This is a genomic window from Streptomyces sp. NPDC087270 (genome assembly GCF_044744625.1).
In the GTDB taxonomy this organism is placed as follows: Bacteria; Actinomycetota; Actinomycetes; order Streptomycetales; family Streptomycetaceae; genus Actinacidiphila.
The window spans coordinates 69,562-86,069 of sequence record NZ_JBIUYR010000030.1; the positions used below are offsets into that span (position 1 = coordinate 69,562).

Annotated in this window: 13 protein-coding genes; 7 read left to right on the forward strand and 6 right to left on the reverse strand. The window is 72.1% G+C overall.

Going from position 1 to position 16,508, the window contains the following annotated elements; translation table 11 throughout:
- Window positions 1-118: 118 nt before the first annotated feature.
- Both ACIPAE_RS37885 and ACIPAE_RS37890 read left to right on the forward strand, forming a co-directional pair.
- Window positions 119-445, forward strand: coding sequence for a hypothetical protein (locus ACIPAE_RS37885; RefSeq protein ID WP_366410649.1), 327 nt, complete (start codon window positions 119-121; stop codon window positions 443-445).
- A 269-nt stretch (window positions 446-714) separates the two neighbouring features.
- Window positions 715-1,356, forward strand: coding sequence for a DinB family protein (locus tag ACIPAE_RS37890; protein WP_402451777.1), 642 nt, complete (start codon window positions 715-717; stop codon window positions 1,354-1,356).
- A 42-nt stretch (window positions 1,357-1,398) separates the two neighbouring features.
- Here the strand turns inward: ACIPAE_RS37890 and ACIPAE_RS37895 are convergent, their stop codons facing one another.
- Window positions 1,399-1,893, reverse strand: coding sequence for a helix-turn-helix domain-containing protein (locus tag ACIPAE_RS37895; protein WP_402451779.1), 495 nt, complete (start codon window positions 1,891-1,893; stop codon window positions 1,399-1,401).
- Between the two features lie 70 nt (window positions 1,894-1,963).
- On the opposite strand from ACIPAE_RS37895, the gene ACIPAE_RS37900 reads away from it, so the two are divergent.
- Entirely contained in the window at window positions 1,964-3,340 is a 1,377-nt protein-coding gene (locus ACIPAE_RS37900; protein WP_402451782.1) for an MFS transporter, read from the forward strand.
- Here the strand turns inward: ACIPAE_RS37900 and ACIPAE_RS37905 are convergent.
- Window positions 3,332-4,573: an ROK family transcriptional regulator gene (locus tag ACIPAE_RS37905; RefSeq protein ID WP_329371107.1), complete on the reverse strand. Its 1,242-nt coding sequence runs from the start codon at window positions 4,571-4,573 to the stop codon at window positions 3,332-3,334. The two genes, ACIPAE_RS37900 and ACIPAE_RS37905, sit on opposite strands and share 9 nt — an antisense overlap.
- 488 nt (window positions 4,574-5,061) lie before the next feature.
- Between ACIPAE_RS37905 and ACIPAE_RS37910 the strand changes: the two genes are divergently transcribed.
- The 4 genes from ACIPAE_RS37910 (at window position 5,062) to ACIPAE_RS37925 (ending at window position 11,646) form a co-directional block, all read left to right on the forward strand.
- Window positions 5,062-6,444, forward strand: coding sequence for an extracellular solute-binding protein (locus ACIPAE_RS37910; RefSeq protein WP_329371105.1), 1,383 nt, complete (start codon window positions 5,062-5,064; stop codon window positions 6,442-6,444).
- Window positions 6,441-7,379, forward strand: a complete 939-nt coding sequence (locus ACIPAE_RS37915; protein ID WP_402451786.1) for a carbohydrate ABC transporter permease — start codon at window positions 6,441-6,443, stop codon at window positions 7,377-7,379. Before ACIPAE_RS37910 ends, ACIPAE_RS37915 begins: the two co-directional genes overlap by 4 nt.
- A 179-nt stretch (window positions 7,380-7,558) precedes the next feature.
- The gene (locus ACIPAE_RS37920) at window positions 7,559-8,452 is read left to right on the forward strand and encodes a carbohydrate ABC transporter permease (RefSeq protein ID WP_328462139.1); all 894 of its coding nucleotides are present in this window, start codon (window positions 7,559-7,561) and stop codon (window positions 8,450-8,452) included.
- 68 nt (window positions 8,453-8,520) lie between these two features.
- A complete protein-coding gene (locus ACIPAE_RS37925) occupies window positions 8,521-11,646 on the forward strand; it encodes an alpha-mannosidase (protein WP_402451789.1) in 3,126 nt (1,041 codons plus the stop codon).
- Between the two features lie 198 nt (window positions 11,647-11,844).
- Here ACIPAE_RS37925 and ACIPAE_RS37930 read toward each other — a convergent pair whose 3' ends face one another.
- The 4 genes from ACIPAE_RS37930 to ACIPAE_RS37945 form a co-directional block, all read right to left on the reverse strand.
- Entirely contained in the window at window positions 11,845-12,858 is a 1,014-nt protein-coding gene (locus ACIPAE_RS37930; RefSeq protein WP_402451791.1) for a LacI family DNA-binding transcriptional regulator, read from the reverse strand.
- Between the two features lie 263 nt (window positions 12,859-13,121).
- Window positions 13,122-14,105, reverse strand: a complete 984-nt coding sequence (locus tag ACIPAE_RS37935; RefSeq protein ID WP_329371098.1) for an ABC transporter substrate-binding protein — start codon at window positions 14,103-14,105, stop codon at window positions 13,122-13,124.
- A gap of 190 nt (window positions 14,106-14,295) precedes the next feature.
- The gene (locus ACIPAE_RS37940; RefSeq protein WP_366410644.1) at window positions 14,296-15,348 is read right to left on the reverse strand and encodes an ABC transporter permease; all 1,053 of its coding nucleotides are present in this window, start codon (window positions 15,346-15,348) and stop codon (window positions 14,296-14,298) included.
- Window positions 15,345-16,118: an ATP-binding cassette domain-containing protein gene (locus ACIPAE_RS37945; protein WP_329371094.1), complete on the reverse strand. Its 774-nt coding sequence runs from the start codon at window positions 16,116-16,118 to the stop codon at window positions 15,345-15,347. Before ACIPAE_RS37945 ends, ACIPAE_RS37940 begins: the two co-directional genes overlap by 4 nt.
- Window positions 16,119-16,508: the final 390 nt, after the last annotated feature.

The following is a 16,508-nucleotide window of genomic DNA, read 5'->3' on the forward strand; positions in this document are numbered from 1 at the left end:
AGCCGCGGTGGGTGTCATCGCCCTCGTGGGGGTCGCCGTGGGGACGGCCCCGGCCGGTGCCGCCGATCACGGTGCGGCAGCGTCACACGCCCCGCCCACCATTACCGTGTCTCCGGAGATGGCCGCCGCAGCAAAAGCCGCCGCTGCCGCCGGGACGAACTACATCGGCAACGACAGCCTCCTCGGCCTCGGTGTCATGCACATCCAGGACGGTGTCTACACCCAGGGCTCCTACGACGCCGTCCTGCCGGCGGATTCGTACACGAATGGTGTATTCGGATGGGCCAACGCGGCCGGCTGGTACCTGGGCCCGGGCTACTGCTCCGCGCAGCTCCGGTCGGACGACGGCGGGGTCACCTGGCACCCGCAGAATCCCAACCTCGGCCCGGGGCAGCACTTCATCGGCTCCACCACGGACTACGTCGTCGCGATGTACCGCTGCTGAGCTGAGCCGTGTGCGCTGAAATCTCCGCGGACGCAGAGCCGTTGCGCTCGCGGGAGCGCCTCCTGGTCGTGCTTGTCGGCGTCCGGACGGCGTTTCGGTCGGGGGGCTTCCCTCGGCGCCGGTGCCCAGGTGCGGGCCCTGCGGGGCCGGCTCCTAACGGGGGGCACTTGTCGCCGCGCCGCCGGGGAGCAAGCCCCCGACCGAGCTCTCCTGGCTGGTGTCCCCGGAAAGGGAATGCCCGGCGCGCACGTGAACGGCAGACTGGCCCGATGACCGCGACGGATGCCAAACCCGAACTCCACCTCTACCTCCAGTCCGCCCGGGACGCCCTGTTGTGGAAGATCGAGGGCCTGTCCGAGTACGACGCCCGCCGCCCGTTGACGCCGACGGGCACCAATCTCCTGGGCCTGGTCAAACACGTGACCGCCGCGGAGTCGGGCTACCTCGGTGACACCTTCGGGCGGCCGTCCGGCACGCTCGCGCCCTGGATGGACGAGAACGCCGAGCCCACGGACGACATGTGGGCCACCGCCGAGGAGTCACGCGCGCTCATCGTGGACAACTACCGCCGGGCGTGGGCGCACGCCGACGCGACGATCGAGGCGCTGCCGCTGGACACGGTCGGCACGGTCCCGTGGTGGCCGGCGGGCCGTGGCGAGATCACGCTGCACCATGCCGTGGTCCGCGTGATCTCCGACACCCACCGGCACGCCGGCCACGCCGACATCCTCCGCGAACTCCTGGACGGCAGCGTGGGGATGGCCGCGAACAACCTCGACGTGCCCCAGAACGAGCCGGCTTGGTGGGAACGCCACCGAAACCGCCTGGAACAGGCCGCGGTCCAGGCCGCCGCCCAGGCCGAAGCCGCACAGGCCCCCTCCCCCACGTCCCCCACCGACCCTGTGGCGTAAGGCCGTTGGGGATCGGGGGCCCCGACACGGGCCACCCGCGGCTCAGTCCGCGTCCCCGAGGTCCATCCCGGAGAGCAGGAGCAGGTCCAGGAGGCGATCCAGGTCCCGCTCTCCGGGTTCGCCGCCGAGCACCGGGCCCAGCGCGACGAGGGCGCCGCGCAGCCGCTCCCGTACGAGCGCGACGTCCAACCGGTGCTTCGCGGCGAGCCGTTGCATCACTTTCCGCGCCCGCGGCGAGCGCAGCAACCGGTCCGCGAACTCCGCCGGCACCGGCGCCCCCGTACCGCCGCCCCCGCCGACACGCGCACCCGCACCCGCACCGCCGCCCCCGCTCTCGTCGATCAGGGCCACCTCCAGCCGGGCACCGAGCGCCCCCGCCAGCTGGTGCAAGGCCGCCATCGTCGGATTGCCGCGCCCGTTCTCCAAGTTGGCGATGTACGGCACCGACAGGCCGGCGTCCATCGCCACGGACGCGATCGTCCGTCCCGCGGCCTTCCGTCGGGCCCGCAGCGCCCGCCCCAGCTCGATCCCGTCCATGCCGACCCCACGAACTATTCCATCAGAACACTATTGCCAAGAAGTATCCTAGCGAAATACATTGCCCGGCGTGAACCCGCCCGCCACGCCCGAAAAGCCCGACCGGCCCGCCACATCCGCCATGCCCGCGACACCCATCCTCACGCACCCCGGATTCCGCCTGCTGTGGGCCAGCGGCACCATCTCCGGCCTGGGCTCCTGGCTGCTCGTCGCCGCCCTCCCCTTCCGGGTCTTCCAGCTCACCGACTCACCCGCGGCCACCGGGCTCACCCTCGCGCTGGAATCCCTCCCGGCACTGCTGATCGGCCCCTGGGCCGGCGCGCTGCTCGACCGCCGGCACCTGGCCCGCGCGATGTGGCAGGCCGACCTGGCGAGCGCCGCGGCCGTCGCGCTGATCCTTCCGGCCGGCGGTGCGGGACGCCTCTGGCTGATCTACCTGGCCGTGCTCGGCGAGAGCCTCGCGACCACCGTCTTCCGACCGGCCGCCCGCGCCCTGACCCCCGCCGTCATGGGCACCGGCCCCGAACTCAACGCCGCGAACTCCCTCACCGCGCTCACCGGCAGCGTGCTCCGGCTGGCCGCGCCGCCCCTCGGCGCCCTCCTGCTGGCCGGCCCCGGCATCACCGCGGTGCTGCTCATCGACATCGCCAGCTATCTGGCGTCGGCCTGCCTCATCGCGAGGCTCAGCCGCCGCATCCCCGCACCCGTCCCCGCAGCCGCCCGCCACCCCAAGGCGCCGACGGCACACCGCACCACACCCGCAGAGCGCCGCGCGGAACTCCGCACCGACCTCCGCGCGGGCCTCCGCCACGTCGCCGCGACCCCGCTCCTGCGCGGTCCGCTGCTCGGCAACGGCGTGTTCCTCACCGCGAACGCCGCCCTGACCGTGCTCCTCGTCCCGTTCGTCGTCGGGCGCCTGCACGCCCCGGGTTACGCCGTCGGCTACCTCGTCTCCGGCCTGGGCGCGGGCTACGCCATCGGGTCCGCCGTCAGCCGCCGCGCCCTGCTCGCACTCGGCATCCGCCGGGTCCTCGGCGCGACTCAACTCGCCAACGCGGCAGCCTACTTCGCCCTGTTCAACGCGCCGACCCTGCCGCTCGCCGTCGCCGCCGCGGTGCTCATCGGCCTGCCCGGCAGCATGCTGCTCATCTCCGTCGAGACCCACGTCCAGCGCACCGCCCCGCCCGGCATGCTCGCCCGCGTCGGCGCGCTGTTCTTCGCCGCGGACTCCCTCGCCGCCGTCGTCGGCGCGCTGGGCGCTCCCGTCCTCGTCGCCGCACTCGGGCTGCCCGCCGCGCTCAACGCCATCAGCGCCTTCGCCCTCCTCGCGGTCCCCGTCACCCTGACGTCCCTGCCCGCGCCGGCCCCCCGGGCCGACCCGACACCCCCGCCCGGCCCGGCACCCCCGCCCGACCGCGCACCCCCGCCCGGCAAGCCACTACGGTGACGGCTGCGTCAGCATCCGCCAGCCCGGCGCGTACGTGCCGTGCAGCACCAGGGACGCCGCGCCCACCGCCCCCACCGCCTCGCCGATCACGCTGCGCTCGACGGCGACGCGGCGGATCGCCCGGGCCACCGAGGTCGTGTTGACGGCGGCTTCGACCTCCTCGCACATGATCGCCTCGATCCCGCGCAGCGCCTCCCCGCCCAGCACCACCCGGTCCACGTCGAGGAGGGCGACCGCGCCCCGGGCGGCCTGGCCGATACGGGCGGCGGCGATCCGGATGACGTCGCAGGCCGCGGGATCACCGCGGCGGGCGGCCCGGCACAGCAGCTTCCAGTCCGCGTGCACGGACGCGTCGGCGAGGGCGAGCCCTAGCCGCTCGGCGACCGAACGGCCGTGCCGCTCCCGCAGATCGGCCAGCACCGCGGACGGACTCACGTACGGGCCGAGGCAGTTGGTGCCGCCGCAGTGGCAGACCCGGTGGCCGGGTTCGACGGCCATGTGCCCGAACTCCCCCGCGTTGCTCGAATCCCCGTGCAGCACGGTGTTGTTGAGCACGATGCCGGCGCCGATGCCGGTGCCGAGGTAGACGAAGAGGAAGCTGCCGGCCCGGGCCCGGCCGCCGATCCAGCGTTCGCCTATGGCCGCGGCGGTCGCGTCGTTGTCCATCGCCACCGGCATCCCGGTGGCGGCGCCGAACATCTTCAGCAGCGGCACCCGGCCCCACCCGGGGAAGTTCGGCGGGAGCACCACGTCCCCGGCGGTGCCGTCGATCGGGCCGGGCGTGGCGATGCCGGTGCCCAGCAGCCGGGCCGGGTCCACCCGGGTCCTGGCGGTGAGCCGCTGCGCGGCGGCGGCCACCCGGGCCACCACGTCGGCCGGCTCGCCCGGGTGGACGAGCTTGACCCGGCGGGAGGCCAGCACCTCACCGGCCAGGTCGACCACGACGATCACCGCGGCGTCCGGATCGAGTTGCACCCCGACCGCGAAGGCCCCGTCGGCGCGCGGCGAGAGCAGGGTACGGCGTTTGCCGCCGCTGGAAGGGGCGTGCCCGGACTCCGTGATCAGGCCGGCCGCCAGCAGCCGGCGCACCACGTTGGAGACGGTCTGGCTGGTCAGCCCGGTCAGCGGCGCCAGTTCGACCCGGCTGACCTGCCCCGCGGTCCTGATCGCGTCCAGGATCACGGCCTGGTTGTAGCCCCCCACCCGGGGCAGGTTGGTTCCACCCTGCGTCACCGTGTCACGTCCTCTCCTCGCCGCGTCACGCCTCCCGCCCCGTGCCCAAGGCGCGCCTCGTGCCCAAGCCCGCCCCGCGCCCAAGGCGCGCCTCGTGCCCAAGCCCACCCCGTGCCCAAGGCCCGCCCCGGGCCCGGGCCCTCGCTCCGCCGACGGCGCCGCATCCCCATTCCGCTTCGCCCGCCGCACTCCCCCGTCCTGCCGCGCACACGCCGCCCGCAAGCCCGCGAACACGCCCGTCGCCACGCCGTTCCGCGCGCCCCGCGTCCGCTTCCGCACCCCCCGACGGCGGGAAGTTTACATGTCAGAAGCGTTGACTTACTCCATCCATTGGATTTAGCTTCGCCGACAACCAGGGCGCCGTCCGCCCTGTCTGTCATGGGGTTTCTCATCCGGGGCGCTCCGTGTCACACCCGCGACCCGCACCCGTCCCGCGCCCGCCAACACCGGTCGCGGGCCCCGTTCGGGCACTCCTCCGGAGGTTGAGCGTGCGCACGAGACTCACCGTTGCCACCGGCATCGCCGTTGTCACCGCAGTGCTGGCCGCGACCGCGTCAGGCTGCGGTTCCGGTTCCGGCAGTTCGGGCAAAACGATCAAGGTCGTTTACCAGAAGCAGCTGAACAGCAGCAACACGGTGCAGCCGAACTTCCTGGCCGGGCAGGTCAAGGCGTTCGAGAAGGCGAACCCCGGCACCACGGTCAAACTCGTGCCCGTCACCGCGAGCGAGAACGACTACTACACCAAGATCCAGCTGATGATGCGCTCCCCCGTGACCGCGCCCGACCTGGTCTACGAGGACACCGCCACCATCAACTCCGATGTGGCCAGCGGCTATCTGAAGCCGCTGGACAGCTACCTGGCGACGTGGAAGGACTGGAGCCAGTACGCGGCGGCGTCCAAGGCCGCGATGAAGTACGCCAAGGACGGCAAGACCTACGGCGTCCCGGACAACACCGACACCCGCGGCATCTGGTACAACAAGACGCTCCTCAAGCAGGCCGGGATAGCGCTGCCGTGGCAGCCCAAGACGTGGGCCGACGTGCTCGCCGCGGCCCGCACCATCAAGGCCAAGGTGCCCGGCGTCACCCCCATGAACCTCTACACCGGCACCGCCGGCGGCGAGCAGTCCTCCATGCAGGGCTTCGAGATGCTGCTGTACGGCACGCCGGCCGGCGGCAACTCCCTCTACGACGCGGCGCAGCAGAAGTGGGTGGTGGGCAGCTCCGGCTTCAAGGACTCGCTGAACTTCCTGCACACCGTCTACAGCGAGAACCTCGGCCCGAAGGTGCAGACGGCGCTCGGCGTCAACATCGGCGCCCAGGTCGGCACCGAGATGATCCCGCAGGGCAAGCTCGCCATCGACATCGACGGCTCCTGGATGCCCAACAACTGGATTCGCACCGGCCCGAAGCCGTGGCCGCAGTGGGAGACCACGATGGCCGAGACGGCGATGCCCACCCAGAACGGCCAGGGCAAGGGCAAGGTCAGCATGTCCGGCGGCTGGGCCTGGTCGATCCCGGCCAAGGCGAAGAACACCGATCTCGCCTGGAAGTTCCTCCAGTCGCTGGAGACCGAGTCGGCCTCGGCACAGTGGAACAACGTCAACGCCACCATCCCGGTCCGCCAGGACGTCGCCGCCGACCCGAAGTACCTCAAGGCGCTGCCCACCAACGAGTTCCTCAGCTCGCTGGTCGCCGACACCTACTACCGGCCCGGCGTGCCCGCGTACACGCAGGTCTCCAGCGCCATCCAGAAGGCGATGGAGTCGGTGACGACCGGTCAAGCGTCCGTCGACAAGGCCGCAAGTACGTTCGACAACGATGTCAAGTCCGCGGTCGGCGCGAGCAACACCGTCCAGGGCGCCCAGTGACCTCCTCCACCGCCCCCGCCGCCGGCCGCAGGGGAGCCGGCGGCGGCAAGGCCGACCGCACGCCCCTGCCCGCCCCGGTCGCCGGGCTGCTGCGCGGCCTGCCGGTACTGCCGTCCGTCGTGCTGCTGGCGGTGTTCCTCGCCGGACCGATCGGGTACTGCGTCTACTACGCCTTCACCGACATGCAGCTCACCGGCGCGTCGGGCACCCACTTCACCGGACTGCACAACTTCTCCCGCGCCTTCGGCGACCCCGACTTCACCAACGCGGTCGAGCTGACCCTGATCTTCGTGGTCGGCTCGGCGGTGATCGGGCAGAACACGCTGGGGCTGGCCCTGGCCGTGCTGATGGAGAAGGCGTCCAAGCCGGTGCGGTCCTTCACCAGCGCCGTGGTGATCTCCGCCTGGGTGCTGCCGGAGGTGGTGGCCGGCTACCTGATGTACGCGTTCTTCTTCCAGCAGGGCTCGCTCAACGCGATCCTGCACTTCCTGCACCTGCCGCAGCAGAACTGGCTCTACACGCTGCCGATCCTGGCGGTGTGCCTCGCCAACGTGTGGCGCGGCACCGCGTTCTCGATGCTGGTCTTCTCCGCGGCGCTCGGTGATGTGCCGCGCGAGCTGGTGGAGGCCGCGGAGGTGGACGGCGCGAACCCGTGGCAGCGGCTGTGGCGGGTGACGCTGCCGGTGATCCGGCGTTCGATCCTGACCAACCTGATGCTGATCACGCTGCAGACGCTGTCGGTCTTCGGCCTGATCTACACGATGACCCGCGGCGGTCCGGGCAACAAGACCGAGACGCTGCCGATCTTCATGTACCAGCAGGCGTTCCAGAACAGCCTGATCGGCTACGGCACCGCGATCGCGCTGGTGCTGCTGGTGGTGGGGGCGCTGTTCTCGGCGGTGTACATCCGGATGCTGAAAGTCGAGGAGGGGTGACGAGCGAGACCCCGCAGTGGCCGGCCGACGAAGGAGGTCGTCCGCGAAGGGGACGAGGAGGAAGCCCGACCAATGAAAGAGGAGGGGTGACGAGCGAGGCCCCGCAGTGGCCGGCCGACGAAGGAGGTCGTCCGCGAAGGGGACGAGGAGGAAGCCCGACCAATGAAAGAGGAGAACTGATGGCCGTCACCGACAGTCCGCCGATCGCGGCGGCGCCGGCCGCGGACCGTACGCGTCCCGGGCGCTCCCGGCGGAACCGGGCGCGGGCCAGCCGGGGCACGATCAATGTCGTCCTGCTGCTGTTCTCCGTGCTGTACCTGGTGCCGCTGCTGTGGATGGTGCTGGCGTCCTTCAACGCGCACGCGTCGTTCAAGCTGTCGGTGCCGTCGCCGACCACCGCCAACTTCCGCCATGTGCTCACCTACGACACGACGTTCCGCCCGATGCTCAACGGCCTGCTGCTGTGCGGCGGCGGCACCCTGGTCTGCGTGGTGTGCTCGATCCTGGCCGCCTACCCGCTGTCCCGGTTCCGCTCGCGGCTGCGCCGGCCGTTCCTCTACACCATCCTGTTCAGCACCGGGTTGCCGATCACCGCGGTGATGATCCCGGTCTACAGCATGTTCGTGCAGGTCAACCTGATCGACTCGATGCCGGCCACCACGCTCTTCCTGGCCGCGTCCGCGCTGCCGTTCGGGATCTGGCTGATGAAGAACTTCATGGACGGCGTGCCGGTGGTGCTGGAGGAGGCGGCCAGGATCGACGGCGCCAACTCCATGCAGGTGCTGTGGCGGATCGTGCTGCCGCTGATGTGGCCGGGGGTGATCGTGGTGACGATCTTCACCTTCATCAGCATGTGGGGGAACTTCTTCGTCCCCTTCATCCTGCTGCTGACACCGGAGAAGCTGCCCGCCTCGGTGAGCGTCTTCAACTTCCTCAGCGCCCACGACTACACGCAGTACGGGCAGTTGTCCGCGTTCTCGATCCTGTACTCGATTCCCGTCGTGATGCTCTACCTGGTGCTCGCCCGCCGGCTGGGCGGCGGCTTCGCGCTGGGCGGCGCGCTCAAGGGCTGACCCGCGCCCGATTCGACCCGCCCGGCCGACCCCGGGCACGCACCCACCGAGAGGGAGGGCCCCCTTCCATGCACAGCGACCCCGCCAGCACCGAGGAGCGGCTGCACCGCGTGCTGAACCAGCGCCTGCGCCCTGCCGTCCATGCCCGTACGGTGCCGCTCACCGTCGAGGTCTGGCACGTGCCGGGCGAACCGGTGCCGGTCAGCGCCGGGTTGGCCGCCGAATACGCTCCGGCGCGGGTCGGCGACCGGTGGGGGCCGGCCTGGTCGACGAGCTGGTTCAAGCTCAGCGGCAGGGTGCCGGAGGGGTGGGCCGGGCTGCCGGTGGAAGCGGTCGTCGACCTGGGTTTCGGCACCACCGAGCCCGGCTTCTCCACCGAGGGCCTGGCCTACCGGCCGGACGGCACCGCGGTGAAGGCGCTCAACCCGCGCAACACCCATCTGCCGGTCGCGTCCCCGGCCCGCGGCGGCGAGGAGGTGCTGTTCTACGTCGAGGCCGCCGCCAACCCGGTGGTGATGCACACCGGCCCGGACCAGCTCACCTTCGGCGTGACGTCCGCGGGCGACCGGGCCGGCTGGCTGGCGGACGGCGACGACGACGACAGTGACCGCGGCGGGGGTACGGACCGCGGGGGGCGCCCGCCGGCCGGCGAACCGCTCTACCAGCTACGGCGGTCGGACCTCGCGGTCTTCGACGCGGGCGTCTTCGAGCTGGTCCAGGACCTGGACGTGCTCGGCGAGTTGATGCACGAGCTGCCCGAACAGTCCACCCGGCGCTGGCAGATCCTGCGGGCGGTCGAGGACGCGCTGGACCTGGTCGACCTTCAGGACATCGGCGGCAGCGCGGCCGCCGCGCGCAAGGCGCTCATCCCCGCGCTGGCCGCACCGGCCGGCACCGGTGCGCACCGGATCTCGGCGGTCGGCCACGCGCACATCGACTCGGCCTGGCTGTGGCCGCTGCGCGAGACCGTGCGCAAGGTGGCGCGGACGGTCTCCAACGTCACCGAACTCATGGACGGCCACCCCGAGTTCCGGTTCGTGATGAGCCAGGCGCAGCAGCTGGCGTGGCTGAAGGAGCACCGGCCGGAGGTGTACGCGCGGGCTCAGGAGAAGGCGAAGACCGGGCAGTTCCTGCCGACCGGCAGCCTGTGGGTGGAGCCGGACACCAACATCACCGGCGGCGAGTCGCTGGTACGGCAGTTCGTGCACGGCAAGCGGTTCTACCTGGACGAGTTCGGCCTGGAGACCGAGGACATGTGGCTGCCGGACACCTTCGGCTACAACGCGGCGCTGCCGCAGCTGATGAAGCTGGCCGGGGTGCGCTGGTTCCTCACCCAGAAGATCTCCTGGAACACCACGAACGCCTTCCCGCACCACACCTTCTTCTGGGAGGGCATCGACGGCACCCGGATCTTCAGCCACTTCCCGCCGGTCGACTCCTACAACAGCGGTCTGACCGGGGCGGAGCTGGCGCACACCGAGCGCAACTTCCGGGACAAGGCGCACACCCACCGCTCGCTGGTGCCGTTCGGCTACGGGGACGGCGGCGGCGGGCCCACCCGGGAGATGCTGGCCCGGGCCTCCCGGCTGGCCAGCCTGGAGGGTTCGCCGCGGGTGAGCGTGGAGGGGCCGGCCGAGTTCTTCCCGAAGGCGTTCGCGGAGTACCCGCAAGCGCCGGTGTGGGTGGGCGAGTTGTACCTGGAGTTCCACCGCGGCACCCTGACCAGCCAGCTCGCCACGAAACAGGGCAACCGGCGCAGCGAACACCTGCTGCTGGAGGCCGAGTTGTGGTCGGCGACAGCCGCGCTGCGCACCGGCGCGCCGTATCCGTACGAGGCGCTGGACCGGTTGTGGAAGACGGTGCTGCTGCACCAGTTCCACGACATCCTGCCGGGCACGTCGATCGCGTGGGTGCACCGGGAGGCGGAGCAGACGTACGTCGAAGTGGGGTGTGAGCTGCGGGAGTTGGTGGACACCGCGCAGCGCGCGCTGGCCGCGGCCGACGACGGCGGCGAGGGCGGCGAGGTGGTGTTCAACGCGGCGCCGCACGCCCGGGACGGGGTGCCCGCGATGGGCGCCGCGCTCCGCGCCGCCGGCCCGGCCACGGTGCGCCCGGTGCCGTCGGGCGACGGCTTCGTCCTCGACAACGGCCTGGTGCGGATCACGATCGACGGCCGCGGCCTGATCACCTCGGCGTACGACATCCCGGCCGAGCGGGAGGCGCTGCCGCCGGGCGCGACCGCGAACCTGCTCCAGCTCCACCAGGACTTCCCCAACCGCTGGGACGCCTGGGACCTCGACGCCTTCTACCGCCACAGCGTGCGCGACCTGACCGACGCCGACTCGGTGGCCGCGTTCGAGGGCGGGCCGGACGGCGCCGGCGGCGGGGTGCGGGTGGTCCGCGGCTTCGGCGACTCACGGGTCGAGCAGGTGCTGGCCCTGCGCGAGGGCAGCCGGCAGGTGGACATCGAGACCGTGGTCGACTGGCACGAGCGGGAGAAGCTGCTCAAGGCGGCCTTCCCGCTGGACGTGCGGGCCGCGCACTCCACCGCGGAGATCCCGTTCGGCCACGTGGAGCGGCCCACGCACGTCAACACCAGTTGGGACGCGGCCAAGTTCGAGGTGTGCGCGCACCGCTTCCTGCACGTCGGCGAGCCCGACTGGGGCGCCGCGCTGGTCAACGACTCCACCTACGGCCACGACATCACCCGCGATGTGCGGGAGGACGGCGGCACCACCACCACGGTGCGGCTGTCCCTGCTGCGCTCGGCCCGCTTCCCCGACCCGGAGCAGGACCAGGGCCGGCACCGGCTGCGGTACGCGTTCGTGATCGGCGCCCGGGTCCCGGACGCGATCCGCGAGGGCTACCGGCTCAACCTGCCGGAGCGTACGGTGCCGGGCGCGGCCGCGGTGGCGCCGCTGGTGGCCGTGGACCACGAGGGGGTCGTCATCACCTCGGTCAAGCTCGCCGACGACCGGTCGGGGGATGTGCTGGTGCGGCTGTACGAGGCACACGGAAAGCGGGCCCGGGCCACGCTGACGCCGTCGTTCGCCCTCGCGTCGGTGGCCGTCACCGACCTGCTGGAGCGGCCGGTCACGGACGACGGGAGCTGCGCGGCGGCGGGTCCCGAAGTGCGGCTGACGCTGCGGCCGTTCCAGATCCTGACGCTGCGGCTGACCCCTGGGCGGCCCTGACCGGTGCTGACCGGCCCATGTGCGGGGCGCCGGCCGGGGTCCTCCCCGGCTCCGGGCGGCGCCCGTCCCCGGGTCGCGGGAACGGTGCCGCGCGGGCGGCGGGCCCCGGCTCTTCCGGCCTCAGCGATTCAGCGTTTCAACGCTTCAGCGCTTCCGCCGTGACGTTGCGGCGTGACGTTTCGCCGTGACGTTTCGCCGTCACCGCTTGGACGCCATGCGGACCCGTTTCTCTCCCGACTCACGCACGATGAAGCGGGTGAGCAGCACCACCGAGCGCGGCGCGGAGTGGTCGCCGGCGATCCGGGAGAAGAGCACGTTGGCCGCGGTGCCGCCGAGCGCCACCGGGTCCTGGCTGACCACGGTCAGCGGCGGGTCGAGGCGCTCCGCGAGCGGCAGGTCGTCGAAGCCGACCAGGGCCAGCGGCGTGGTGTGGCCGGCGTCGAGCACCCCGAGGGTGATCAGGTCGTTGCTGGTGAACAGCGCGGTCGGCGGGTCGGGCAGGTCGCGCAGGGAGGCGACGGCGGCGCCGGCCGACTTCCTCGTGCGCAACCCGTGCCGTACCAGGGTCTCGTCGATCGGCAGCCCGTGGGCGGCGAGCGCGTCGCGGTAGCCGGCGAACCGCTCGGCCTGCGTCCATATGTCGTACCGGTCGCCGAGGTAGGCGATGCGGGTGTGGCCGTGGCCGAGCAGGTGGGTGACCGCGCGCTGCGCGCCGGCCTGGTTGTCGACGGTGACGGTGTCCACCTCCAGGCCGTCCGCCGGGCGGTCCACGCACACCACCTGGGTGCCGGCCGCCATCGGCTGCTTGAGGAAGCCGTGGCTGCCGATGGTGGGCACCAGTATCAGGCCGTCCACCTGCCGGGCGGTGAAGGCCGCTATCACCTCGCGCTCGCGATGCGGCTCGTCGTTGGTGCTGCCGACCAGCACCACGTAGCCGCGGCGGTGCGCCTCGTCCTCCACCGAGCGGGCCATCAGCGCGTAGAAGGGGTTGGCGAGGTCGTCGACGACCAGGCCGATGGTGGAGGTGCCGAGGTTCTTCTGGCGCAGGTGGCGGGCGTTGTCGTTGCGCTGGTAGCCGAGCTTGCGGACGGCGCGCTCGACCCGGGCCGCGGTGGAGGGCGACACCCCGGGCTCGCCGGAGACGACACGGGAGACGGTCATCGGACTGACTCCGGCGGCGCGGGCCACGTCCTTCATCGTCGGGCGCTTCACGGCTCTCCTCATCGGGCGCTCCCGGGCCGCCGGCCCTGGCCCGGGGCCGCCGGTGGTGATGGCGCGGGCGGCGTTTCCCGCCCGGCCCGCCATCATGACAGGGCGCGCCGGCGGACCGTCGCCTGCCTCCCCCGCGGACGGCACCGGGTACGGAACGGGGTGCGGCACGGGGTGCGGCAGTGGATAGGGCGCCGGGTGCGGCGGCCCGCCCGGGTGCCCGCAGGGGCACCGGGCGGGCGGCCGCTCACGCGGGGGCCTCGCGGTCAGCAGCCCGCCTTGTAGAGGTACTTGCTCACCGACGGCGAGTTCAGGTTGGCCTTGGTGATGGCGACCATGTCGGTGCCGATGGAGGCGGTCACCTTCTTCTTGTCGATGGCCGCGAGCGCCTGGTCGACGCCCTCGGTGCCGATCTTCGCCGGGTCCTGGGCGACCAGGACGTCCAGCGTGCCGTTCTTCAGCGAGGTGACCTCGTCGGGTTCGGCGTCGAAGGCGGCGACCTGGACCTTGCCCTGCTTGCCCGCGGCCTGCAGCCCGGTGGAGATGCCCTGCGCGGTGTTGGTGTTGCCCGCGAAGACACCGCCGAGGTCGGGGTGCGCGGCCAGCGTGGACTGGATCTGCGAGGCCGCGGTGGCCGGCAGGTCGTTGTCGTAGAGCACCGGCAGCAGCTTGATGTTCGGGTGGTTCGCCTTCATCTCCTCGTCGAAGCCCTTGGTGCGCTCGTCGGTGGTGGACACCCCCGGCTTGACGCTGATCACGATCGCGGAGCCCTTGTCGCCCATCAGCTGCGCCAGCGCCTTGGCGGCGGCGCGACCGCCGGCCACGTTGTCCGAGGAGATCCGGGACACCCCGATCGAGGCGTCGCTGACCGTGGTGTCGACCAGCACGATCTTGGTGCCGCCGTTCTGCATCTGGGACAGCGACGGGGTCAGCGCGGCGGTGTCCACCGGTGCGATGAGCAGCCCGGCGGGGTGCTTGGCGGCGACCGAGTCGATGATCGGGCGCTGCACGGACACGTCCCACTGCGCGGAGCCGTTGACGGTCAGCTTCACGCCGCGCTTCTTCGCCTCCTGCTGGGCCGCGCAGGCCATGGTGATGTAGAACGGGTCGCTCTTCACCCCGGTGATCATCTCCAGCGACTTGCCGCCGGAACCGGAGGACCCGCCGCCGCAGGCCGCCGTGGTCGCGGCCACGAGCGCGAGGACCGCGCAGGCCCCCACGAGCGTCGTGGGTCTGCTGATGTGCCGCATGCTGGACCTCTTTCTGTGCGTGAGCCGGGCTTGCTGCGGATACGGGCCGCCGGAGAAGGGTCCGGCCGCGGATACGGACGCGGGTACGGCCTCCGGCGCGGTCGCGGTTACGGCGCAGGGTCGGTCGCGGATACGGCCGCGGGTTCGGCTTCGGGCCGGCCGCGGATACGGCTTCGGGTCGCTCGCGCGTTCAGGCGCGCTCGCGCCCGCGCCTGCGGAACTGGTCGAGATAGACCGCGGCGACCAGCACCACGCCGATCGCGACGTCCTGCCAGTACTGCTGGACGCCCATGATGATCAGCCCGGTGCTGAGCACCGCCGGGATGAAGACGCCGATCAGAGTGCCCAGTACGGTGCCGCGCCCGCCGAAGAGGCTGGCGCCGCCGAGCACGACCGCGGTGATCACCGTGAGGTTGTCGGTGGCGTGCCCGGCGATGGAGGTAGTGCCGAAGTAGGCCAGCCACATCACGCTGCCGAGCCCGGACAGCAGGCCGACCAGCGCGTAGACCTGCACCAGGTGCCGGTCGACGTTGATGCCGACCCGGCGGGCGGCCTCGGGGTTGGAGCCGATGGCGTACGTGTAGCGGCCGAAGCGGGTGAAGGCCAGCACCAGCCCGAAGACCAGGGTGGTGGCGAAGGCGATCACGACCAGCCAGGGGATCTGGCCGAAGAGCTTGCCGAAGCCGACGGCGTGCTGGAGGTGGCCCGAGACGGCGCCGGTGGGGTCCTGGCCGCCGGTGATGATCTCGGCGATGCCCAGCGCGGCGCCGAACCCGCCCAGCGTGACGATCAGCGGTGGCACCTTCGCCTTGGCCACCAGCCAGCCCTGCATCCCGCCCCAGACCAGGCCGGTGGCGAGCGCGATCACCGTACTGACCGCGATGGTGCCCCAGCCGGCCTTCGCGCCGCCGTGGTGGATGGTGTACTCGGCCGACAGCACCGCCGACAGCACCAGCACCGACCCGACCGACAGGTCGATGCCGGCCACGATGATGACGTAGGTCATGCCGACCGCGAGCACCAGGTAGATGGCCGCGTTGGTGGCGATCTGCGTGACGTCGTAGCTGGTCAGGAAGGTGCTGGGGCGGGCCGCGGTGAAGAACACCACGAGCAGCAGCAGCACGCCGAAGGTCCACACCTCGTTGACGTCGGCGAGCCGGCGCAGCCAGGGCGGTACGCCGCGCCCGCGCGGCCGGCCGGTGGGAGCGGCCGTGCCGTCCTTGACGGGGGTTCCCGCGCTCATGCCGCGCCCTCCTTGCCGGCCGCGTCCAGCGCGCCGGTCATCGCCCCGACGAGTTCCTCCACGGTGGTGTCGGCGGCGGTGAACCGGGCCACCCGGCTGCCGAGCCGCAGCACCTCCACCCGGTCGGCCACGGAGAGGACTTCGGGCATGTTGTGGCTGATCAGCACCACGGCGATGCCGCGGTCGCGGACCCGTCTGACGGTGTCGAGCACCCGGCCGCGCTGGACGACGCCCAGCGCCGCGGTCGGCTCGTCCATGAAGATGATCCGGTTGGCGAAGGCGACCGCGCGGGCGACCGCCACGGACTGCTTCTGGCCGCCGGACAGCGCCGCCACCGGCACGCTCACGTCCCGCAGGTCCACGCCGAGTTCACGGAACGCGGCGACCGCCGAGCGGCGCATCGCGGCCCGGTCCAGCACGCCGAGCCGGCCGAGCAGGCCACCGCGGTACAACTCCCGGCCCAGGTGCAGGTTGGCGGCCGCGTCCAGGTCCTGGGCGAGCGCGAGGTCCTGGTAGACGGTCTCGATGCCGTGGCCGCGGGCGTCCAGCGGGCTGGTGAGCTGGACCGGCACGCCGTCCACCAGCACCTCGCCCTCGTCCGGCCGGATGGTCCCGGAGAGCGTCTTGACCAGCGTGCTCTTGCCGGCGCCGTTGTCACCGATCAGCGCGACGACCTCGCCGGGGTACGCGGTGAAGTCCGCGCCCTGGAGCGCGTGGACGTGCCCGTAGCGCTTGGTCACCTTCCTCGCTTCGAGCAGGGGCTCTGTCATCGCGACCGCCTCCGGGTGCCCTTGGTAACGTTCCCAGTTTTCCGTGAGTGTGGGCGCGACCTGACGGCATGTCAATATCCCTGGCAGTAAACGCGATCGGGCCCGAACTCCCTGGAATTCCGGGGAATCAGCCACTGCCCGCACGGGTCTTGACAGGTCGGCGGCGACGGCCGGACACTGCCCCGCCGGCTGGTAACGTTCACTTGCTCGGGGAACGGCCGTGGGGGGGGGGGGGGGGGGGGGGCGCCCGCCCCCCCCCCCCCCCCCCCCCCCCCCCCCCCCCCCCCCCCCCCCCCCAGCCGTCAAGCCGCAGAAGGTCCGGCAAACATCCGCAGCAGCAGCCTGGACGGCAGTCCGGCCCGGCCAAAGCCCGAGAGAAGCAAGCACACC